This is a genomic window from Pediococcus inopinatus (assembly GCF_002982135.1).
Lineage (GTDB): Bacteria > Bacillota > Bacilli > Lactobacillales > Lactobacillaceae > Pediococcus > Pediococcus inopinatus.
In genome coordinates, this window is record NZ_CP019983.1 from 1 (window position 1) to 21,791 (window position 21,791).

Sequence of the window (21,791 nt, forward strand, 5' to 3'; positions counted from 1 at the left end):
ATTCGACAACTTTCAGAAGAATTGAAATTATCAAACAAGCTATTAATCAACGTATTAATAGTATTAATGGCTTTCGAAGCAAACACACTTATAAAGTCAAAAACCATCTAGAAATAGACAACCAAGGCGTTAAAATGCTTGCTAACTTTGGCAAGCAAAAACGGCAAGACCGACAACCAAATCAGCAAGATAAAACGACAAGAATGACAAGATTGATCACATCTTGCTGAAACAACTTGATGTTAAAGATCAACAAATTGCAAATTTACAACAAGCCTTAGACCAGCAACAAAAATTACAGATAGCAACGGTAACAGAAACCATCGATTAAAAGAGCACATTCGGAAATTGAGTGGATTGCTTGAACCTTCTAGTGCAACTCAACAGCAACAATCAAACGACAAGCAAGATCAAAGTCATATTGTCGATGAAAAGAAAAAAGAATACATAAAAATAAAGTCAATAAGAGTTGGTGCATTTTTGGTAAAAATTAAAGGTGAATTAAGAATGGAAATAGAACCTAAGATAATGTCTCAAGTCAAAAGTATTTTAGGAGAGTTTGGAAACAAGTATTTAACTAGTAAGGGTTCTCTGAAACGAAATAATGTAATTAATGACTTGGATAAATTTGACCGTGAATTGATGACAAAGCTATTTAAAGATCCTTTAATACATAAAAATTATGTAGAAAAAATTGCTGACACTGAAGTATTTAGACTCAATCAATTTATTGAAATGTTTGAATATAAAGAATTTTGGGAAAACAGTTACACCAAATATACAAATAAAATTGGTTTAACAGCTAATGGAAAATTTATTGATGAATCTGCTGATGTTGTTTTGGATTTTCCCTTTAAAGATACTGTTTTAAAAGCTGGTATGACTAAAGAAGATCTGGATAAAGATGAATCTGCTGATGAACCATTTTTAAACGAAATCATTGCTAAACCTGAATTGGTTGCCATTTCTCTGGAAATATGACACACTTTGATTGATGAGACACGAATTGGGGGATGAATGCGGTTTGGATATTTTATACTGTGGAGATGACCACATGTTTTCGGGTTGATTATTTCAATCCTCTCACTGACAAAACACGCGCAAGAACCACTCAACATCTACATTTTAACTGGACAATTGTATAATCGTCATCAGCAATTTCAAGCGCTGACTGACGATCACGCAGCCTTTTTGAATCAACTGGTCAAGCGGGAAAATGTCGATAGTGGCGTTACCAAAATTGACATTACCACTCAGTTTGAGGCGGATTTGCCCAAGGCGAACATCAACACGTTATGCACGCCCTATAGTATGTTGCGGCTGTATAGTGATTTGGTGCCGCAATTTTCCGATCGGATTCTGTATTTGGACGCTGACGTTGTGTGTCGCCGGCCGTTTGAAGATTTTTATCATCAATCACTGGCAGGAACTGATTTTGTTGGCGTATTGGATCATTACGGTCGTTGGTTCTTCCATCATCAACAGAGAGCATTTGATTACATTAACTCGGGGATGCTCCTGATGAACCTGGATATGATCCGACAAGACAAATTACTGGCCCGCTGCCGGGAATGCTGCCGAAAATGGCCGATGATTATGCCGGACCAGTCCGCGATGAATAAGCTGGCCAAGCACAAGGCTTTTGCCCCTGAAAAATACAATGAGCAACAGGATGTTCAATCTGACACCGTTTTTCAGCATTTCTCCACCCGCTGGAAATTATGGCCGATCGTCCACACGGTTTCGGTCAAGCCTTGGGAAGTTGATAAAGTTCACCAGCAACTTCATTTGCATGAATATGATGATATTTTAGCCGAGTATCAGGAGATTATGGCTGAATTGGATGCTGAAGGGGAATTGGAAACTGAGTGAGGGTGCGATGCGAGATGTGTTGCTCTTAGAATCTTAATGAACGAGCTGATTATTCCTGTTTTTGGAATGATTGGCTCTTTTTATATTTTGTCTTGATTGGATTGGTGTGCAGGAAGTGGAAGAATTATCGATTGGTTGGTGGGGTTAGGGGATTTTGAGATCCCTCCGGCCTTTAAAATACGCTCCGACGCAACTGAGGCTAACTTCTAAGTGCACTTTAATTAAAGTCCCAAACCCAGGGACTTCAATCAAATTACCCTTAGAAACCGCCTCACCCGTTGCTCGTCGCGCTCTGATTTTTCACATACTCCCTATACAAAGGAGTCGTTTTCACTAACTGTTGGTGGGTTCCCTGGCCCGTTACCCTGCCGTTTTCTATGAAATAAATTTCGTCGGCGTTGGTAATTGTGCTTAGCCTGTGGGCGATCACCAATGTTGTTCGATTGGCCATCAACTGGTCCAGCGCTTTTTGGACCATCATTTCGGACTCAGAATCCAGGCTCGCCGTTGCTTCATCCAACATTAAGATTTTTGGATTACGCAGGAAGGCCCGGGCAATCGCCAATCGTTGGCGTTGGCCCCCCGATACCTTGACTCCACGCTCACCGACTTCCGTGTCCAAGCCCCGAGGCATCTTCTGGACAAATTGCGTTGCGTAAGCCATTTCCAAGACATGCCAAAGCTGTTCATCGGAAAAATGCCCCGGCAAACCATAGGTTAAATTGTAACGAATCGTTCCAGACATGATCGCAGCGTCTTGGCCGACCAGGCCGATTTGCTGGCGCCAATCGGCAAGTTGAATATCAGTAATATTGGTATTGCCAATCGTGATGCTGCCCTCGTTAGGTTCATAAAAACGTTCAATTAAGCTGAAAATGGTTGATTTGCCACCGCCGGATGGTCCGGCAAAGGCAATGACCGAATTGGGTTCTGCCGTAAACGACACGTCGGATAAAATGGGGTGATGCTGATCATAAGAAAAACTGACGTGGTTCATCTGAAGTGTTTGATCGCCAATATCCAAATCCGTTCCAGTCAGACGATCTTCTTCATGAGTTTGCAATAATGCCTGGATTCGAGTGGTTGAGCCACTTGCCTTGGCAACATCAGACATGAATTGGCCGAGAACCGCAAATGGACTAATCATTTGAACCAGGTACATCAGAAATGAAAATAAGGTCCCAATATCAATGGCACCTTCCCGAACCCGGATCGCACCATAGCCCAGAATTCCCAGGACCATGGCCATCATGACCATGCCCATTACAGGTCCGGCAATTGAATCATAGATCGCTTCTTTTAACCCGATGCGATAAAGGCGATACATCCGTTTATCGCCGGCTGTTCGTTCTAAGTTTTCTGCGGTAGACGATTTGACTAGACGGACTTCGCCCAGCATTTCACCGGCTTTACCATTGAGATCTGCCAGTGCGTCCTGTCTCGCTCTGGCAACTTTGTGGGATTGGCGGACAATTGGCAGCAGGCAGATCAAGACGAGCGGAACGGCGATAAACATAATGATAGCCATCCGCCAGTCCATGATGAGCATTAAGACCAATGCGCCAACCAGTTGCAGAATCGAAGTTGCGGTTTTGGGAACCGAATTGGCCAACAGTTCCTTGACCTGTGTGGAATCATTGACCAACCTGGACGTTATTTCGCCAGATTTGGTTTGGTCAAAATAACCCACCGGCAGGGTTAAGATTTTATCCCAAAGTGTTGTTCGCAGCTTATAGACGACGTCTTCACCGAAGAAGCCTAAAATACTGCCGGAAAAGGCTCCAATAATGGTACTGAAAACGAATAGTAAAATGACGGCAACGATTAGGCCGACATCCATTGAATGACCGATTGAGTTGATGATCCCCTTGGCGATGCCGGGAACCATCAATTGCATCGCCGTTGCGACAACTCCTAGAAAAAAGCCAAGCAGCAGTTGCCAGTAACGGGGGTGAATTCGGTTGATTAGGCCCATAAATGTTTTAAAGTTAAACTTGGTATTGTTCTTGGACTGAGCTTGCATCAAAATTATCCCCTAAATCCTTCTAATGATGTGTATACATCCATTGTTATCCCAAATATCCTAGCATAGCAAGCCTTAATTTTACACCAATTTCATCATTTAAAGGGCGATTTTTAGTGAATTGCCATTTTTAAACGTCCCGTATGATGAAATAATGTCATATTTGGGGTAGAATGGTTCTGTTCATGATTTTAACTTCTCGGAAGAAAGGATGACATTGGTAATGACTAAACGGACATCAAAAGTGTTTACGTATCATGATTTTGATGATGACGTGGTCTTTACCAAAAATCAAAATGCCACCATTCCTGAGGGCTACATTTGGCTGCATCAAAATTGGTTTTACCGCGTAACGGCGACGGTCGTCTACTGGGTGGCGGTTGTTGTCAGCTTCGTTTATTGTCGGCTGTATTTGCGGACGTCTTTTCGAAACAAACGGTGTCTGCGCACCCAAGGCAAACGGGGCGCCTTCATTTATGCCAACCATACCCAGCCGACGGGGGATGCACTTTTACCGATGCTGGTCGCAATACCCCGGCGGGCGTATCCGATTGCGGAACCTGCCAACCTTGGTATTCCAATCGTCGGTCGTCTCTTGGCGATGGGTGGTGCGTTGATCCTACCCGCGAAATTATCACAAATGATCCAATTCCAGCGGGCGATGAATGCTCGATTGGACCAGCATCAACGAGTGTTTATCTATCCCGAAGCCCATGTTTGGCCGTATTACACCAAGATTCGTCCGTTTCCAGTTGGCGCATTCCATTATCCAGTCGCTGCCGACCTGCCCAGCTACAGCATGACGATTACATATCAAAAAGGCCGACTGTTGAGCCGACCCAAGGAGGTGGTATACTTCGACGGTCCGTTTATGCCGGACAAGTCACTTCCGCGTAAACAACGCCAACAAAAACTCCACGATCAGATTCATGCCCAAATGGTGACCCGCAGTCACCAAAGCAACGTGTCATTTATGACCTACCAGCATCAATCACATTAATTTAAGGGGGATTCATTATGGAAAATCAAACCGTGCCAATTTTTTACGCTGTCGATGACAATTATGCACCTTATCTGGCAGTTTCACTGGCTTCACTGGTCGCGCATACATCACCGGACAGGCATTACCAGGTGATTGTGTTGTGTGATGATCTCAATACCGACAATCAAGGGCGGCTTAAAGCCTTTGAAACGGACAACCTCAAAATTCAGTTTGTTTCAATTAATGACCGCTTGAAGCAAGAAATTACTGATAAGAATAACAAACTACGCAGTGACTACTTTACCTTTACAATTTATTTCCGGCTGTTTATTGCTGAATTGTTCCCCAAATTGGATAAGGCGCTCTACCTGGATGCGGACACGGTGGTTTTAAAGGACGTGGGTGAATTATTTGATACCCAGCTGGGGGATAACCTGGTTGGCGCAGTGCCGGATCACTTCGTCGGCCAAACTCCGGAAACGATTGACTATGTTGAACAAGCCGTTGGGATTGATTCACAGAAATACGTTTGTTCCGGCGTGTTGTTGATGAACCTGGCTGAAATGCGCCGTTTAAAATTCGCTGAACACTTTTTGCAGCTCTTGAACAAGTACCATTTCAAGTGTTTGGCCCCGGATCAGGACTACATGAATGCCATCGCGAGAAATCGAATTTATTATTTGAACCCGTCATGGCACATCCAAATCACCACGCCACAGGATGTTGACCCCTGGCTGATTCACTATAACTTATTTGCCAAGCCGTGGCGCTATGATGATGCCCCTCGACAAAGCTATTTTTGGACCTATGCCAAACAAACCGATTACGAGACCATGTTAAAACAGCAGCTCGCAGATATGAATCCTAAAGAAGTTGCCCGTGATCAGAAGAATCAGTCCGATTTGATTCCATTAGCCGTTGATATTATTAAGACCCCAACGACATTTTACGCCATGGCCAAGCAAGGAGTAAAAATTGCCCTATAACTTTTACTCCTTGGTTGGCGAGCGTGACAAAGTGATTCAAAACATTGCTGAAAACGTCCGTCAGGGAAAATTTAATCAAAAAGTCGAACTACATGATCCAGTACTGACACTTACCGAGCAGCATGAGGTGTTGGACCACTTCTTGAAGCTTCACCAAACTAAACGTTATCATTGGCGGGCAGCCGAAGTCCGGTCGGTCATGAATATGGCTGCGAGGATGATGAATCCCAATTTAAAAGTTGAGGGGACTGACAATTTAAAGGCATTGGAATGGCCGGCAATCATTACCTGTAACCACTTTTTTAGCCCGATTGACAACCTGCTGGTTCGATCAGCCCTGAATCAACCTGATTTGTCGGTTGTCGTTCAGCTCACCAACCTTAAAATGCCCGGGAAGCTGGGATTTTTTATGACATACGCTGATACGATACCTGTCAGCGACAGCGTCAATTACATGGGCAAGGGGTTTATTGCCCTTTTGCAAAGTAGCTTGGCACGCAAACAGTCAATTCTAATTTATCCGGAACGGGAAATGTGGTTCAACTATCGCAAACCGCGGCCGCTTGAACGGGGAGCGTACTACTACGCCGTTAGATTGAATGTGCCAATCGTGTCCTGCTTTGTTTCGATGGTTGACGCCCCGACCAAATCGGATCCGCATGGCATCAATTATACGGTCCATGTGTTACCGCCAATTTATCCGGATGCGGTCGAAAAGTCGGCCACATCACAGCGGGAAGCTACCGAAAAGATGCGCCAAATTGATTACCAACAAAAAGTTGCTGCCTATGAAAAGGCCTATGATCGTCAATTCACTAAGGATTTTAGTCCAGACGACATTGCTGGTCATTATCAATAACTAAATGGACAACAAAAAGGCATGACCGTGAACAAAATGATCTTTCATTCACAGTCATACCTTTTTTAGGGTCGAATAACGAATTAGTTAGGTAGATTGCAAATTTAATCCGAATTTTTGGACAAATTTGTCAGCATAACCTGATACGGTGTTTGCCAGTCGAGTATTTTAAGCGGTCGCTGGTTAATTTGGAGTAACGTCGTCGTTAAATCTTGAGCACTAATGTGCTCAAAACGAGTCCCTTTAGGATAAAAATAACGTAAATTCCGATTAAAGCGTTCATTACTACCACGTTCAGCTGGAGTATAAGCATGGCAGTAATAGGTCTTAATACCATATTGTGATTCAAGTGATACTAGCCCACTAAACTCAGTGCCACGGTCCACAGTAAAGCTGTGCACCGGATCATTAAAAGTGGTTAGGAACTTAGTTAGTGCTTCATTAACAGTCGCTGTCGTCCGATCTTTTAACCGGTATGCCCAAAGGAACCGTGATTTTCGATCGATTAAAGTTAATAAAACTGCCTTACTATGCCCACGAGGACCAACGACTGTATCTAGTTCAAAATCGCCGATGCGATTACGTTGATTAATCATCATGGGACGCTGTTCAATAAATAACCCCTCAAAAACATTGAAAGAATAGCCCCTAATATCTATAATGTAGATATTGGGGGCTATTTTAATTTATTTTTTTATAAGTGCCCCTAAACTATAGCTATTGATTCAAGATTTCATGGGAGCCAGTTGCAACCAATAACAAAATCAATTCATCATGATCTAGCTGATAAATAACAATCCAGTTGTCATAATTTTTACCATAGTTGCCATATCTGGCAGGGTGAAATTCACGATAGCCACGCCAATTTCCTTTTAATGCATGATCTTTAATCTGTTTCAAAACAAGTACATCTTGTTCAACAATTGCTTCTAAACAAGGCTTCAAGACAGTTATTGGGAAATGTTTTTTGACTAGTTTTTTTAATTCACGTTCAAAAGATTTGGTCTGTTTAATTTGCATCTAACTTATCGATCCAATCTTCAAAGTCAGTCAATGAACCCATGTTTTTGACCTGCCCTGTTTCTGCTTCTTTTTTAGCGGCTAAGGCTTCCGGAGAATCTAAAAAGCTGACTAATCGAACTTCATTATTGGCCGCTTTAACTAACGATAAGCGTATATACTCAGAAACGGTTAGCCCTTGTTTTGCTAGATTAGCTTTAGCCCGTTCACTAATGTCAGGTGTTACACGAGTTGAAATTGTCTTGTTTTTAATAATAGTATTACTCATTCTAATCCGCCTCCTTTAAGTTTACCATCGTACTACATTATAATATTCGATTTTTAGGTTTTCTGCAACTAAATTAATTTTAAAGTAAAGGAACTAACAGCTTATGCAACAAATTGTCCTACCCATCAAAGATTCAAACGTTCTTAAAGAGGTTCAAGATACGTTACTCAATAACTTTAAAGCTGGCCGACGTAACTATACGATTTTTCAAGTTGGTAAAGCGACGCTACTGCGAGTGAGTGACGTTATGGGCTTAAAACAGGCCGATATTTTTAATCCGGACGGTTATATTAAACAAGATGCGTTCATTCACGACCGAAAAACAGGCAAGCCTAATACCTTGTACCTTAAACCAGTTCAAACAGAGCTTTTATTGTATCGTCAATGGCTGCTTGATCATAAACTAGAATCTGAATGGCTCTTTCCGTCCATTCAACACCCAGAACGGCATATTACGGAAAAACAGTTCTATAAAATCATGAGCAAAGTCGGCGATCTTTTAAGCATTAATTACCTTGGTACCCACACTATGCGCAAAACTGGGGCTTATCGCGTTTATACGCAATCCAATTACAATATTGGCTTAGTCATGCACTTATTAAATCATTCAAGTGAAGCCATGACTTTAGCTTATTTAGGCTTAGACCAAGCCAGTACCGAAACTATGTTAGATCAAATTGATTTTGGTTAGTTTTATTTGGATTTTTAGTTGTTGCCGAAGGCAACTTCTGAGACAGATTTTAAGCACAAAACCTCCACTAATTTTTAGTGGAGTATAAGTGCGCATTAAACTCATTTCATTCCGTTTAACGACGCTAAAAAATAGCTAACTTGATCATTAAACTAAAAGGTTTTTTTTAGTTCAATGTGCATTTACACGTCAACTAACTTTGACGTGTTTCGATATCCCAAAAATTGTATTAGATTTCGCTGCGCTCAAACAAATCTTTTTAATTGCTTTACACCGTTTTTCTTTCTAAACTTAATCACAATCTTTGAATAACTAACTATAAAAAGATGCCTTTAATTTAAACCTGAAATAATTAGCTAATGTTAGGAGTAACTCAGATGGACGAAAAGAAAGTATTAAAGCCCATTGATGAAATGCTTGCTGATCCATGGCAAGTTGATATTCAAGAATTGTTTGAAGCTTCTGTCAATGAACCTGACGAGATTAAAAAGAATTTGTATGATTCCTTATACACTTATATTTTGCAAAAAAGGCAAGAAGATATTATTAGTCGTCCAGGTTTCGTCATTTAGCCCTCTAAGAGCCTGTTGAGGGCTTTTTATTTTTCCTTTGGTATAAATATATAAACAGTCTTAAAACCGCTAGAAACGAGAAATAAGGCCCTTAAAAACGAACATAGCCGCTAAATTCTTGTTAAGATTCAGAAAAACTAACTGTTTGCTGTCAATGGTAGCGGACGAGCGCAGCGTGGGAGCATAAGGAATTGACAGCTCTAAACCAGTCTTAACACTGAATTGGCGAAAGCCAAAGTTTCTATAAAACTTTGCTTTCCTGCCTAACGGCGAGTGAAAAAGCAGTCAAGCTGGCTCAGCTTGGACGGGGTTCGGGGCGTCAGCGCCCGAATTAATGTGGCTTGCCACACCTTTTAAGCAACGAACAGCGTGAGGCGCAAGGAGCTGTGCGACTGGAGTTTAATGCGAGCCGTTTTTTGGCTCACTCCTTTGTGTTTTTTTTGTTTTAGGTTTGTATCTCGTACAGTGGTGCCTCTTATATACCTCTTTTATAAACCTCTTTTAAACCTCTTTTAGACCCCTCTTGCGCCTTACTCTCCCAAGGCTCACAGAAGGTTATCAAGTACCTTTTGTCTGTTTATCAAGTACCTTTTGTCTGTTTATCAAGTACCTTTTGTCTGTTTATCAAGTACCTTTTGTCTGTTTATCAAGTACCTTTATAAGTTCTGTACTTGATAAAAAGGTACTTTTATTTTAATATGTGTTTGAGGTGATAATCATGTCTAATGAGTTAGTTAAGTATGATCCTGAGTTGAATACTATTCCCTTGAGAAAATTTACCCCAATTGAGATGAATTTATTTTTTTCAATTGTTTCCCGCATGCGGGATCAAGGGAATAAAACTGTTCGTTTCTCTTTTGACCAGTTAAAAGAGCTTAGTAACTATAAACCAACCGCAAATAAACGTTTTATTGATGATATTGAAAATACATACCAAAAGATCCTCAGCCTTAGGTTTGGCCGTAGAAGTAAGAGTGGCTTAAATCGTGAATTTTTTGTTATGTTTACTGAATTTGAAATTAAAGGTGAAGCTGAAGAACCTTATGTTGATATTCAGATTTATCCCAAGGCATTGAAACTTCTAAATAATCTTGAAAGTTGGGTTCGTTATGCCCTAACAGAATTTAGAAATTTAAAAAGCAGTTACGCTAAAACAATGTTTCGTCTAATTAAGCAATTTCGAACTACTGGCTATTCTTATTTCTCTAAAGAAGATTTTTTTGAATTGCTTGATATACCTAAAAGTTATTGGAATAGTCCTTCAAATGTTGACAAAAAGGTTATTAAGCCAATTAGAGAAGAATTAACCCCGCTTTTTAGAGGGCTAACGATTAGAAAAAAATATGGTAAAGGCAGAGGAAAACCAGTTATCGGTTATTCTTTTACTTGGAAACCTGAAAGAAAGGACGCAAATGATTTTTCTCAAGGCAAATTTCAAGATGAGCGTCAAAAACTCTTTAACATTCAGCACAATGATGAATTATCAGATAAAGAAAAGTGGCGTGCAATTGACAAAGTTAAATGCTTGCCTTTAGGAACAACTGAAAAACAGGTACTGGCTGAAAAACAAGCTGAACATGATCAAAAAATCAGAGATCAAGCAAGACAAGAAGCACTTGCTGAACTCCGAAAGGGGTTTGGAAATCATGCCTAAAACTATTAGAGAACTTGCTGACGAATTTGGTGTATCAAAACAAGCCATTAGGAAAAAACTAGATGCAAACTTTAGAGTAAAATATGTGCAAACCGTTCCTAGGAACGGAGTACAAACCTTAGTTGTCAGTAACTCGGGGTATTTGCTGTTAAAACAACATTTTGATGGTGGTAACATCCAAAAACTTGGAGAGAAGAAATTTACTAGTAGCACTGGTAACATGAGTATAAATACAATAGAATTACTCAACCAGCAATTAGCAATTAAAGATAACCAAATTAAAGAAAAAGATGAACAATTAAAATCAATGCAAAAATTATTGGATCAATCACAACAATTGCAATTAATTGCTGAAAGAAAGATTGAAGAATCAAAAGCAATTATTACTAAGCAAAGTCCATTTAATAATACTGAGTGCAATAATAACCGAGTTGATCCAAAACTAAAAAAAACTTGGTGGCGTTTTTGGTAAAAAACTTGAAAGGTTGGAAATATTATGAACAGTGTTCTCATGGTGTTAGCTTCAAAATTATCAGCTCTTATTACAACAACGTCTGAAGAATATGTATCAGCTAAGATGTCAGAGGCTAAAGCTACGAAAGATTTTAATAAAGCACTCCCCATTTATAGTGAGCTTATCAATAAATTACTAAATGATAAACAAGAAGCAATAACAGTTGCTAGCCAATATAGAGCAGAACTTGATAAAACTTTTTTGCCAGATACAGACATTAAATATTTAGAAACCACTTTTTCTAAACTGATCAAACTATTTGAAAAATTTGATAATAAGGAATCACCAACTTTCACTGCAGAACTAGTAGAGCAAATTAATGGTCTTATAAACACTGAGACACTAAAATCTATGCAATTATTAGGTTTTGACTTTAAATCTGCAATTGGTAAACCCGTAACTTTAGGAGTTGAAAAACTAATAAAAAATAAATTTGAGTTAATGATTTCAGATTCAAAGTCTTCAAATGAGTCATCTGATAAACATATTCCAGACATGTATGTTTATCATGCCAATATATATAAAGAAATCGATCAAGGAGGAATTATTGAATATACATTGAAGATTCCTGCGTATAATAATTTTCAAGTAAAAAGTCCCAATCCAGGAGAATTAGAGTCAAGAGCCATAAACTCTTTAGCATTTTTCCTATTTCAAAATGGTTGGACTATTTTCCCATCAGATTTTGCAAATAATTCTGTTATTGATAAAGAAGCATTTACTCATACATTAATTACTATAGACATGAACTATGCTAGACGTAATTATGGCGTACCTGAAACTAAATGAGGAGCTATAATCATCAGCTTTCTCATTCTATATGCCATTAAAAAAGACCGTCAAATTAAAAATGTGAAGTGAACCCCCATAGTTGGATGAAAAATTCTAACTATGGGGGTTGTTTTCTTTATAAAATGATATAATACTCCCTATATAGGAGAAAACGTATGTCTAGACAAAAACGATCGATCAAGGAAAATAATGATAAATTAAAAGTTCAATTAGAACTCCTCCGTAGTTATACGGAACACTTTGACTCAGGTATGATTCATATGGCTTTGCCAATGGCTACACAGGTTCGTGTATTAATACATCAAACAGATATGCTCTTATACTAAAAAAATGGACTATTTTTATTCAGTCCGTAAAATGAAAGTATAGGAGTATTTTTATGCCAATTCGTTATTCACAAGATTTCAAAGATTCATTGGTTAAACTTCACCAAGAAGGCCGTTCACTTAAATCATTAGCAGAAGAATTTGGTCCGTCGAAAGATTCTATTGCTATTTGGGTTAAACAAGCTACCCCAATCATGATCAAGGGTCAGTCAAAGACGTTAAAAGACGTCAAGCAACTAGAGAAGCGCCTCGCTATTTTGGAGGAAGAAAACGAAATTTTATCACGCATAGCCTAACAGTCAGGTTATAATGATTATAAATTAGTAATCGGGGGTGGGCATATGAATTCATTGATTAGTTTAGAAAAAGTTAATTATCAAATCGCTGATCAACATATTTTACATGATGTTGATTGGCAGATTCCAGCTGGGGCTCATATTACATTGACGGGACCATCCGGTGGTGGGAAAAGTACATTATTACGGATCATTGCGGCCATGATTTCTAAAACAAGTGGGACCTTGATTTTTGATGGGCAGCCGATTGAAAGTTATGACCCAATCATGTATCGGCGGCAAGTCTCATATTGTTTCCAACAACCGACGTTATTTGGTGAGACGGTGGCAGATAACTTAGCTTTCCCGTACCAAATTCGTAAGCAAGTCATGGATACGCAACGAGTGGTAACGGCGTTAAATAATGTTGGGCTGTCCGAACGAACCCTGCATCAGCCGATTATCGAGCTTTCCGGTGGTGAACGGCAGCGGGTCGCGCTGATTCGCAACATCTTATTCTTACCAAAAGTGTTGTTATTAGATGAGGTGACAGCTGGTTTGGATGAAAATAATAAGCAAATCGTGCACGCCTGGTTACGACAGTTAAATGAGCAGAATCACGTGACAACGATCATGATTACTCATGACGCGACAGAGATTGCTGCGGCAGATCAATTAGCGAAAGTGGTTGCTGGCAGATTGGAGGTACACGCATGAATTTAGCAGTTAATAATACGTCGCTATTTTTGGCGGCAATGTTAGTGCTCGTCGCGTTAGGAATTAGTTTGTGGCAGAAACTTGGCTTGGATAGGGACATCGTCATTGGTGTCGTGCGGGCTGTTGTACAACTATTTATCGTGGGTTACTTGCTAAAGTATATTTTCCGAGTCAACAATTTGTGGCTAACGCTGGTGATGATAGGCTTCATTATCTTCAATGCGGCTTGGAATGCGAAAAAACGGGGGCCGGGGATTGACCATGCATTAGCCATTTCGTTATTAGCCATTTTTGTTAGTACGGGGATAACACTCGGCGTACTCGTGCTATCTGGTGCGATTAAGTTTGTGCCATCGCAAATGATTCCCATTTCTGGTATGATTGCGTCGAATTCAATGGTCGCAATTGGGCTGGCTTATCGCAGCCTCAATAGTCAGTTTCATGACCAGCGGCAAGGTGTGCTTGAACGGTTGGCGTTAGGGGCTGGTCTACTTGATGCTTCGATTGCCATCGTGCGTGAGGCGATTCGTACGGGGATGTCACCAACCATTGATTCGGCAAAGACCGTGGGTCTAGTCAGTCTGCCAGGGATGATGTCCGGTTTGATCTTTGCAGGGGTCGATCCGGTACGGGCCATTAGGTATCAAATTATGGTCACGTTCATGCTCTTATCAGCGACTAGTTTGGGGTCAATCATTGCGTGCTATTTAGCTTACCGTAATTTCTATAATGAACAAAAACAGTTGAAGTAATGACTCCTGATTGCAGTCCCGCGGGGAGTCCTTTATGATGGAAGCTGAAATAAAACTTAATGCGGGGGTATTGATTCAAATTAACTGGTATTTGAATTCCCGACCACTCAAATGTTTAAATTGGCGAACACCGATTGAGATCTTTTTGCGTGATCTGCGTTACTAAATTTGTTCAAGTTATTTCTTGCAATCTGCCTTTTGCAAATATTTGGTGAAATTATTTTTTTAAGGTTCAGTTAGTGTCCACTTAAGGTTGGGTTAATCCATAGCAGTTAAACTGACAACAGTTAGAAAGCAAATAATATAAAAAGTTAAAAAGAAGGTTCAATTATGAAAAAAATTCTTGCAGTTCTGGTCACAGGTTTAATCGCGGTCGCGATGGTTTTAGATGCTTACTGGTTGTTACAAATGAATAAAGGATCATCGACTGATGCTAGTGCGACCACCACGAGTCAAGCAACGACGACTGACAGCACAAGTGACACCACCAGTGTTAGTTCGAGGTCATCGACGATTTCGACGAGTAGTTCGAGCGGCAAGTATAAGGATGGCACTTATAAGGGCTCATCTGTGAGCACCCAGTGGGGTAACGTCCAGGTTAAAGTGACCATTTCTGGCGGGAAAATCACCGACGTGACGATGGTTCATAGTACAAGTGAAGATGGTGAAGGCCGCAGTCAGGCAATTGACAACCAGGCTGAACCCGTTTACATCTCTAAAACAAAGAAAGCCCAATCCGCTGATATCCAAGCTATCTCTGGGGCAACCGTGACATATGAAGGTTACACCCAATCACTACAATCTGCACTAGATAAAGCAGTATAACAAGGTAGAGGTATAGGCATATGGAAATGCATTCTAAGCGTATCAAAGGGCATACCATGTTGAGTTTTGTGTATCACACAATGAGCACGGTTTTTACTAGCCAAATTGTTTTGGATGAGACAGCCGAGAAGCCGGCGTTGCTCACTAAAATAGAACACTTTCAAAATCTGTTAGAAGTATATTTAGAGCAAATCAATACCCGTTTTTCACCGTATTTAGCTGATTCTGAGGTCAGTCGCTATAATCGTGGTGAGATCACGGCCCTGACGATGTCGCCAGATCTTTATTTCGTCTTTGCCTCAAGTTTAGCAGCTAAGTTAGCAACGCATGATGCTTTTGATGCCAACTACAATGGTGAATTTGAACCCTCTGGTTTTGTGAAGGGCTGGTCGATTGAAGTTGGCTTTTCAAAATTCCTTGTGCCCCTATTCCAATTTCCCAGTGTACAAGCGGTGAACTTGATCGGTGGGGGTGATATGCAGATGGAGACCCGGGAGCAATCGGACTGGGTATTTGACATCGGCATTGTTGATCCGACCGATCGTTATAGCATTATTAAGACGGTCCAGCTAAAAACCGGGGCGATTGCCACATCGGGCATTTCTGAACGGGGGCACCATATTAAGGGAGCTGTCGACGATATCCTACAAACAACGGTGATTGGCCAAGCGCTCCAGGAAGTTGATGTGTGGGCGACGGCCTTAATGGTGAATCCTGACCTAGCACTACCTGACAATTTAAGTGGGTTTATTTTTACAAGACAAGAGGGCGAAACACATGCTAAAATCTCATAAATATTGGCTCGGACTTTTCTGGATGGCAGCTATTTTTGTCTTGCCACTACCGTTAATCCAGACCCTATCACAGGGGATGCAAAACACAATCAATATGTCAAATCTATTCGCTTCACAAATTGGGATCATCGCGTACGTCTGGATGCTTTTTGCCATTGCTATTTCCATCAAACCGAAGTGGATTGACAAATTGATCGGTTTGCCAGAGATGTATTTTGTCCATGGTATCCTGGGTGTCAGTGCGATTGTCTTGGCTTTTACACACAAAATGATGTTGCAATCCTCAGGGTTAATTAAACAGACTGGTGATATCGCTTTAATCATCTTTATTGGGATTGCGGCCTACTCAATTTTCTTCATGTCGGGTTGGTTAACATCAAGAAGTAAAGTGCTCCGAAAGATCAAGACAACCATTGAAAAGATTTTGAGCTATGAAGTCTCGGTATGGCTCCATCGTTTAAATATTGTGGCCACGTTGTTAGTGTTTGCACACGTTATTTTAATACCCTACATTGTGACGATCACGCCATTCATGACATTGTTCTTTGTCTACTCAGGTGTGACCGCGGTGATGTATCTGTATTATCACTTTGGTAAGCCGCTCCTCGCGAGACATGGGCAACTCATCGCCAATAAAAAGTTGGCCCATTCTGTAACTGAGTTGGTCATCCGTCTTAATAAAAATGCGCAGATTCATCCGGGTGATTTTGTCTATATTTCATTTCCAGAAGTTGATGGTTTTAAAGAGATGCACCCATTTTCAATTTTGCGCTATGACCAGGCGCAGCGAGAATTGGTTTTTGCCATCCGTAATTGGGGTGATTTTACCGCAAAGTTAGACAAAATACCAGTGGGTGCCAAGGTCAAGATTGATGGCTCTTATGGGCGATTGTCAGAATCGATTAAGGAAAATGAAGGCAAGCATTTAGTCTTTATCGGCTCAGGGGTGGGATCGGTCCCACTGATTTCACTCACCAGGTCGCTGATCGATAAGCACAAGGTGTCCTTTATCCGTGTGGCGTCGAAACAAGAAGATTTAATCTATGAGAGTGATTTGCAGGATTTAGCGGTGAAAAAACCTAATCTAGATTATGCATCGCAAGTGGGACGCTTAAAAGAAAATCAAGTCAAAACGATTGTTGCTAAAAATCGCAATTCCTTCTATATTGTGGGTGGTTCAACGCCAATGATGGTCGGCACGATGAAGTTGCTCCAAGATGCAGGTGTTCGTAAAGCTGACATCTATGGTGAGAAGTTTAATTTCTAATCATAGTATAACTACATAAAAGGCCCTCAAGGTTGGCAATGCCAATCCTGAGGGCTTTTTACGTAGTTAATCATTTTAATCACAGATGTTTGACCATTAGCAAATCGATTTGGGGTGCATCACCAAGATGAACGGTGCGGCTACCTGCGAATTCAAAACCGTAGTGTTGATAAAATGTGATGGCTGTTTGATTGTATTCCCAAACTCCTAACCAAACTTGTTTTTTACCTAAGAGGGTAGCCTTAGTCTTTGCAAGGTTATATAAGATCTCACCGAGGCCTTGGTTTTGAAAAGCGTGGCGAATGTATATACGTTCAATTTCTAGAGCGTCCTTGAAAGTATTTTCCGATTGTGCATCTGCCGTGTTCAATTTCAGATATCCCACGGCACCGTGGTCATCATCAAATATAAAATAAAAATAGGTGTTTTTGTTTTTTAATTCGGCAGATTGCAAGAAATAACCGAACACTGCAAACTGCTGAAAAACCTTTCGTGGTGATTGCCAGTTGAGTGTTTTCATTGGTCTCGCATTGAGCCAATGATTAATTTGATCTAATTCTTTGGCGCTAACTGTTTCAATTTTGCGTTCTTTCGGTATAAAACGACGGACGTATCGATTTAATATCTCATTACTCCCACGTTCTTCTGGTGAATATGGGTACGCAAAATAGACTGGAATGCCTAGTTTTTGCTCGATTTCGTTATATTTTGCAAATTCTCGCCCACAATCAACAGTGATTGACTTGGCATTTTTGATCCCTTGAAAAAAACGAATTAAGACTGGCGTCACTGCCTGACTATTGCGCCCAGTGACCTGTCTCACGATATGTTGCCGGCTTAGTCTTTCAGTAATTGTCACCAGCACATCGCCACGTCTTTTACCCGATTGCATGGTGTCAACTTCAAAATGTCCAAAGGTTTGTCGTGCTTTCACACTTTCAGGTCTCGTTTCAATCGAACGACCATGCACAAATACTTGTCGTCTACCATCAGATTGACGCTTTTGACGGATACCTTTGTCAGGTAAATCAGCTAATGACAGTTTGAGTCGTCCAGCATTGAGCCAATTATAAATCGTTTTGAAAGGTAACCCTAAAACATGCGCAGCGGTTTCTGGTGACCACTTCAATATACCAATGTGGTGATTCAAAAAGACAGCGATAGCTGGTGTTAGCGTGTCATGACGACCACGTAGATGACGTTTTTTCAATGCCAACGCATGAGCAATCTCAGCTTTATAGGGTGTAACTTGATGAATTTCAATCGAAACGGTTGAAGGAGAGCGTTTAATAAAGCGCGCAATGGCACGAACAGAATAATTCAATTCGAGTAAAGTTTGAATGACAGTGCGTTCTTGAGATGATAAACTAGTCATGAGTCGCAGTTCCTTTATGGTTGTTTTAGACAATTACCATTAAAGGCGCTGCGGCTTTTTTATTCAAGTGTTCGGTTTAATTTTACAATCTACCATATAACGATGTATCTAGGCAAATACAATCTTTTACTGAGTTAGTCTCTATAATTAACTAACTAACAATCAAGATATATGTACGTCCTTTCTGTCAATTATTTAGGGTCCATAATTAGAAAATAGAGATTTGCAAATATCTCAAATGCAAAACTTGTTAGACCAACAACAGAGACTAGCGCTGCAAGATAAAAAATTGTTAGAAGAATACAAATCTGAAATCAAAGACCTGAAATCATTGACGGCGCTGATGTCAAGATTATGGACAGGTTTTTTCGGCACCGAGAGGTGCCGGACTCCGAAAATTTTTCAAAACCCGGATTTCAGCTTAAAACGGCGTGATTTCTGGGTGTTTGTGTAGGTGGAACAGGGCCGAGCCCTGCCGGTGAGAGAAAACGGGTGGTATAGATTGTGAACCAGCCGGATTTCACAAGTTGTATCGTGCAACAAATAAGCCTTCACAAGGCGAATTTTTGAAATTCACAAGTGACGGCTTATAAACGGCGTCGTATCGGCTAGTGCCGATAACCGAGATTAAGTAAACCAAACATTGGTCTAGGCGGCTTGAAGCCATTCAGTGCGTGAATTAATACGTTCGTTGTTGTACCAGTTCACATACCATTCGACAGATGCCCTGACATCATCAATGGTTCTGTATTCTTCGTGATAAATCGGCTCACGCTTGATGAGCGAATGAAAGCTCTCGATACGTGCGTTGTCGTAAGGATGCCCCTTACGCGAGTAAGAATGATCTATCCCAGCGCTTTGCAACGTTTCTTCGAACAGACTTGAAGTGTACTGGCTTCCCATGTCGCTGTGAATCATCTTTGTTTTACCGTTGGCTCTTAGAGATTTCACGACAACAGATGTTGCGAATTCTTTGGTCATCTCTGAACTCAGTCCATATGAGACAACACGGCGTTTTTCTGGGTCATAGACCGTCGCCAGGTAAACCCAGTTTCTATTCATCAGCTGGATGTACGTGATGTCAGTCGTTAGAACGCCACTCAAATCATCCAAATTCTTCATGAGATTGGGCTTTTGTGGTGTGTCAGTGGTCGTCGTCGGCTTCTTATATGACTTCCTGACCATACGAGATTTAAGGCTCATCTCATTCATGAGCTCCCAAGCCAAACGATCACCAACTTCAGTGTTCAAAATGAACCGTAAAAATGCGGCGATGCGGCGGTAGCCATAGATCCCACGATTGGTGTTGTAGACGGCTTTGATTGCCGTTTTTAGAGCGTTGCGACGCGTCTCTTGTTGGCTGGGATGCCAATTTTTCCATTGATAATAAGTGCTTCGAGCTATATTCAAAGCTGATAAAACGCTTGTTATGCGGTGTCCCATTGCGAGCGAACGGTCAATGATTTCCAGTCCTAACTTGCGATTTTGCGTTAGTTGTACTTCGAAAGTAACACCGCGGCTCGTTTTAAAATCTCAAGTTCTTCGCGAAGTTTGTCGTTTTCCTTTTGTAATGCGTTTACATCAACTTGCGTCCATTTTTCGCCGTGCACTTCGTGGACCGCGTACAACTTGACCCAGTTACGGATTGAGTCGACCGAAGGTCCGTATTCAGCGGATAGATCAGTATATGAACGGCCTTGATTGTGCATATCAACAAGAGACTGCTTAAATTCTTTTTTGTATCGAATCATATTAAAAAATGCTCCTATGCTATTAGTTTACAGGGCAGAAGAAAATCTGTCCGTAAATCTAGCATAAGAGCAGACTACACAATCAAAACCTTTTGTAAATGAAGAAGTTAATGATCATAATGATTTAGAAGAGAGCGCCACTCAGGACCAAAATAAATCTAAAAAATGGTGGCCATTTAGCAAACGAGGACGAGAAAATGATTGATTCAAAAATTATGGAGAAAACAGGGGCCATTTTGAAAGATTTTGGTAATACCTATTTTCCAGATAATGGCACTTTAAAGCGCCACAAAGTACATAGAAGACCTTGATACTTATACACCTATGTTGATGAAAGCATTGCATTTAAGTTTATGGTGTATCATGGTGTTATACAAATTAAAATTATAGGTGGTTTAGAATGAAAAAAATTTATTTTTTATGTACAGGAAATTCTTGTCGCAGTCAAATGGCTGAAGGATATGCAAAAAAAATATTGCCGGCAAATGAGTTTCAAATCGAGAGTGCAGGGATTGAAACTCATGGGTTAAATCTAAATGCTGTTAAAGTTATGGCTGAAGATGGAGTAGATATTAGTAGCCACTACTCTAAATTAATTGATCTAAATTATTTGAACACTTCAGATTTAGTTATTACTTTATGTGGTGATGCCAAGGATAAATGTCCTATGCTTCCCCCTCAAACCAAGAGTTTACACTGGCCTTTATCTGACCCAGCGCAAGCCACAGGAACTTTAGAAGAACAACTACAAGAATTCCGTAAGGTTCGTGACGAAATTAAAAAATTAGTTACAAGTTTGAATAACTACGTTCATTAATAAAAAAACGCCATATAGTGCCGCAGTAAAACAGTCCAATTAATTTATTGACTTCTAAGGAAAATACCAGGGCTTTGGTTATGAGCTAGATATGTGACTAGGCACTCACTAAAATACCCTTCCATTCAGGGTCTATAATTAACAAATAACCCCTCGAAAACGTTGAAAGAATAACCCCTAATATCTATAATGTAGATATTAGGGGTTATTTATTTTTATATACCAGAAATAGCTTCTTTTATTCGTTATTTTTTCGATACCTTTTAGAACGATTTTGACCAGGAAATAAACGATCATGCGATCCGACTCGAATGCCAATTAAGACTAGTTCATCTTTATCAATCGTATAAACCACCAGGACATCGTTAGTTTCGCTTGGTGTTTTGTTTTTCGGGGTATCTTCGTAAGTGATAAAGGATGGCATTGAATACGTCATAAAGATCATAACGACGCGGTCTTGTATGCTTGCGGAAGTTTTCTAAATCAGGTTGTATTAACGCAAATTGCGCTCGAGAAATATTGCTTGGATAATCTGGCATGACAAACTCCTCAGTCGGTTTTCCACAATTCTACCAGATTCAGCAGATACTAGACAGGTTCTAAGAGGCATTTCACCATACTAACAAGAAAACCAAAAATTCCCAGATCATTAATTTAAC

23 protein-coding genes and 8 pseudogenes are annotated in these 21,791 nt (G+C 40.4%); 21 read left to right on the forward strand and 10 right to left on the reverse strand.

What is annotated here, in order from left to right:
- The first annotated feature begins 223 nt into the window (after positions 1-223).
- From PI20285_RS11940 to PI20285_RS11050, 3 genes and pseudogenes are all read left to right on the forward strand, one after another.
- Positions 224-331: a DUF536 domain-containing protein gene (locus PI20285_RS11940; protein ID WP_245080727.1), complete on the forward strand. Its 108-nt coding sequence runs from the start codon at positions 224-226 to the stop codon at positions 329-331.
- Between the two features lie 311 nt (positions 332-642).
- The gene (locus PI20285_RS11045) at positions 643-981 is read left to right on the forward strand and encodes a site-specific DNA-methyltransferase (protein WP_245080744.1); all 339 of its coding nucleotides are present in this window, start codon (positions 643-645) and stop codon (positions 979-981) included.
- A gap of 73 nt (positions 982-1,054) precedes the next feature.
- Positions 1,055-1,872: pseudogene (locus PI20285_RS11050) on the forward strand (glycosyltransferase).
- Positions 1,873-2,143: 271 nt separating this feature from the next.
- On the opposite strand, the gene PI20285_RS11055 reads toward PI20285_RS11050, so the two are convergent.
- Positions 2,144-3,895, reverse strand: coding sequence for an ABC transporter ATP-binding protein (locus PI20285_RS11055; RefSeq protein WP_014386903.1), 1,752 nt, complete (start codon positions 3,893-3,895; stop codon positions 2,144-2,146).
- Positions 3,896-4,118: 223 nt separating this feature from the next.
- Here PI20285_RS11055 and PI20285_RS11060 point away from each other — a divergent pair, with 223 nt between their 5' ends.
- Genes PI20285_RS11060 through PI20285_RS11070 form a run of 3 tightly spaced genes read left to right on the forward strand, consistent with a single transcriptional unit; the run spans position 4,119 to position 6,722 of the window.
- Positions 4,119-4,895, forward strand: a complete 777-nt coding sequence (locus tag PI20285_RS11060; protein ID WP_105782281.1) for a lysophospholipid acyltransferase family protein — start codon at positions 4,119-4,121, stop codon at positions 4,893-4,895.
- Positions 4,896-4,912: 17 nt separating this feature from the next.
- Positions 4,913-5,863 (forward strand): glycosyltransferase family 8 protein, encoded by a 951-nt coding sequence (locus tag PI20285_RS11065; RefSeq protein WP_057775586.1) that lies wholly within the window; start codon positions 4,913-4,915, stop codon positions 5,861-5,863.
- Positions 5,853-6,722 carry a lysophospholipid acyltransferase family protein gene (locus PI20285_RS11070; RefSeq protein ID WP_236698852.1) on the forward strand — a complete coding sequence of 290 codons (870 nt, stop codon included), beginning with the start codon at positions 5,853-5,855 and terminating at the stop codon, positions 6,720-6,722. Before PI20285_RS11065 ends, PI20285_RS11070 begins: the two co-directional genes overlap by 11 nt.
- A gap of 104 nt (positions 6,723-6,826) precedes the next feature.
- Here the strand turns inward: PI20285_RS11070 and PI20285_RS11075 are convergent.
- The 3 genes and pseudogenes from PI20285_RS11075 to PI20285_RS11085 form a co-directional block, all read right to left on the reverse strand.
- A pseudogene (locus PI20285_RS11075) lies at positions 6,827-7,345 on the reverse strand (IS30-like element ISLpl1 family transposase); the annotation flags it as partial.
- A gap of 94 nt (positions 7,346-7,439) precedes the next feature.
- On the reverse strand, positions 7,440-7,742 hold the full coding sequence (locus PI20285_RS11080; RefSeq protein ID WP_005917927.1) for a type II toxin-antitoxin system YafQ family toxin: 303 nt from the start codon (positions 7,740-7,742) through the stop codon (positions 7,440-7,442).
- Entirely contained in the window at positions 7,732-8,010 is a 279-nt protein-coding gene (locus PI20285_RS11085; protein ID WP_057775598.1) for a plasmid mobilization protein, read from the reverse strand. Before PI20285_RS11085 ends, PI20285_RS11080 begins: the two co-directional genes overlap by 11 nt.
- Before the next feature lie 103 nt (positions 8,011-8,113).
- Between PI20285_RS11085 and PI20285_RS11090 the strand changes: the two genes are divergently transcribed.
- The 13 genes and pseudogenes from PI20285_RS11090 (at position 8,114) to PI20285_RS11140 (ending at position 17,189) form a co-directional block, all read left to right on the forward strand.
- Positions 8,114-8,701 (forward strand): site-specific integrase, encoded by a 588-nt coding sequence (locus tag PI20285_RS11090; RefSeq protein WP_057775600.1) that lies wholly within the window; start codon positions 8,114-8,116, stop codon positions 8,699-8,701.
- Between the two features lie 359 nt (positions 8,702-9,060).
- On the forward strand, positions 9,061-9,273 hold the full coding sequence (locus tag PI20285_RS11095) for a hypothetical protein (protein WP_025016517.1): 213 nt from the start codon (positions 9,061-9,063) through the stop codon (positions 9,271-9,273).
- Positions 9,274-9,991: 718 nt separating this feature from the next.
- Positions 9,992-10,927 (forward strand): replication initiation protein, encoded by a 936-nt coding sequence (locus PI20285_RS11100; protein WP_054712681.1) that lies wholly within the window; start codon positions 9,992-9,994, stop codon positions 10,925-10,927.
- Positions 10,917-11,399: a DUF536 domain-containing protein gene (locus PI20285_RS11105; protein WP_420892116.1), complete on the forward strand. Its 483-nt coding sequence runs from the start codon at positions 10,917-10,919 to the stop codon at positions 11,397-11,399. The genes PI20285_RS11100 and PI20285_RS11105 overlap by 11 nt, the downstream gene beginning before the upstream one ends.
- A 39-nt stretch (positions 11,400-11,438) precedes the next feature.
- A complete protein-coding gene (locus tag PI20285_RS11110; RefSeq protein WP_158694997.1) occupies positions 11,439-12,230 on the forward strand; it encodes a hypothetical protein in 792 nt (263 codons plus the stop codon).
- A gap of 158 nt (positions 12,231-12,388) precedes the next feature.
- Positions 12,389-12,559 (forward strand): hypothetical protein, encoded by a 171-nt coding sequence (locus tag PI20285_RS11725; RefSeq protein WP_169790705.1) that lies wholly within the window; start codon positions 12,389-12,391, stop codon positions 12,557-12,559.
- Between the two features lie 53 nt (positions 12,560-12,612).
- Positions 12,613-12,855, forward strand: coding sequence for a transposase (locus tag PI20285_RS11115; RefSeq protein ID WP_003572054.1), 243 nt, complete (start codon positions 12,613-12,615; stop codon positions 12,853-12,855).
- Between the two features lie 45 nt (positions 12,856-12,900).
- On the forward strand, positions 12,901-13,551 hold the full coding sequence (locus PI20285_RS11120; RefSeq protein WP_042253113.1) for an ABC transporter ATP-binding protein: 651 nt from the start codon (positions 12,901-12,903) through the stop codon (positions 13,549-13,551).
- Positions 13,548-14,303, forward strand: coding sequence for an ABC transporter permease (locus tag PI20285_RS11125; protein WP_060391888.1), 756 nt, complete (start codon positions 13,548-13,550; stop codon positions 14,301-14,303). Before PI20285_RS11120 ends, PI20285_RS11125 begins: the two co-directional genes overlap by 4 nt.
- A gap of 70 nt (positions 14,304-14,373) precedes the next feature.
- Positions 14,374-14,469: pseudogene (locus PI20285_RS12100) on the forward strand (IS30 family transposase); the annotation flags it as partial.
- Between the two features lie 164 nt (positions 14,470-14,633).
- Positions 14,634-15,128 carry an FMN-binding protein gene (locus tag PI20285_RS11130; protein ID WP_057775622.1) on the forward strand — a complete coding sequence of 165 codons (495 nt, stop codon included), beginning with the start codon at positions 14,634-14,636 and terminating at the stop codon, positions 15,126-15,128.
- Between the two features lie 20 nt (positions 15,129-15,148).
- Positions 15,149-15,922, forward strand: a complete 774-nt coding sequence (locus tag PI20285_RS11135) for an FAD:protein FMN transferase (protein WP_105782282.1) — start codon at positions 15,149-15,151, stop codon at positions 15,920-15,922.
- Complete coding sequence (locus tag PI20285_RS11140; protein ID WP_105782283.1) at positions 15,906-17,189, forward strand: FAD-binding oxidoreductase; 1,284 nt, start codon at positions 15,906-15,908, stop codon at positions 17,187-17,189. The genes PI20285_RS11135 and PI20285_RS11140 overlap by 17 nt, the downstream gene beginning before the upstream one ends.
- A gap of 79 nt (positions 17,190-17,268) precedes the next feature.
- Here PI20285_RS11140 and PI20285_RS11945 read toward each other — a convergent pair whose 3' ends face one another.
- Positions 17,269-17,658, reverse strand: coding sequence for a GNAT family N-acetyltransferase (locus tag PI20285_RS11945; protein WP_245080730.1), 390 nt, complete (start codon positions 17,656-17,658; stop codon positions 17,269-17,271).
- Positions 17,650-18,564, reverse strand: a pseudogene (locus tag PI20285_RS11145) (IS30 family transposase); the annotation flags it as partial. The pseudogene PI20285_RS11145 and the gene PI20285_RS11945, both read right to left, overlap by 9 nt.
- A 208-nt stretch (positions 18,565-18,772) precedes the next feature.
- Here PI20285_RS11145 and PI20285_RS11150 point away from each other — a divergent pair.
- Positions 18,773-18,901: pseudogene (locus PI20285_RS11150) on the forward strand (DNA-binding protein); the annotation flags it as partial.
- 311 nt (positions 18,902-19,212) lie between these two features.
- On the opposite strand, the pseudogene PI20285_RS11155 reads toward PI20285_RS11150, so the two are convergent.
- Positions 19,213-20,040, reverse strand: a pseudogene (locus PI20285_RS11155) (IS3 family transposase); the annotation flags it as partial.
- Between the two features lie 14 nt (positions 20,041-20,054).
- Positions 20,055-20,315: a transposase gene (locus PI20285_RS11160; RefSeq protein WP_057775365.1), complete on the reverse strand. Its 261-nt coding sequence runs from the start codon at positions 20,313-20,315 to the stop codon at positions 20,055-20,057.
- A gap of 400 nt (positions 20,316-20,715) precedes the next feature.
- Between PI20285_RS11160 and arsC the strand changes: the two genes are divergently transcribed.
- Complete coding sequence (gene arsC, locus PI20285_RS11170; protein ID WP_010276791.1) at positions 20,716-21,132, forward strand: arsenate reductase (thioredoxin); 417 nt, start codon at positions 20,716-20,718, stop codon at positions 21,130-21,132.
- 238 nt (positions 21,133-21,370) lie between these two features.
- Here the strand turns inward: arsC and PI20285_RS11685 are convergent.
- Both PI20285_RS11685 and PI20285_RS11750 read right to left on the reverse strand, forming a co-directional pair.
- Positions 21,371-21,542 (reverse strand): annotated as a pseudogene (locus PI20285_RS11685) (type II toxin-antitoxin system YafQ family toxin); the annotation flags it as partial.
- Positions 21,534-21,671 (reverse strand): annotated as a pseudogene (locus tag PI20285_RS11750) (IS5/IS1182 family transposase); the annotation flags it as partial. The pseudogenes PI20285_RS11685 and PI20285_RS11750, both read right to left, overlap by 9 nt.
- Positions 21,672-21,791: the final 120 nt, after the last annotated feature.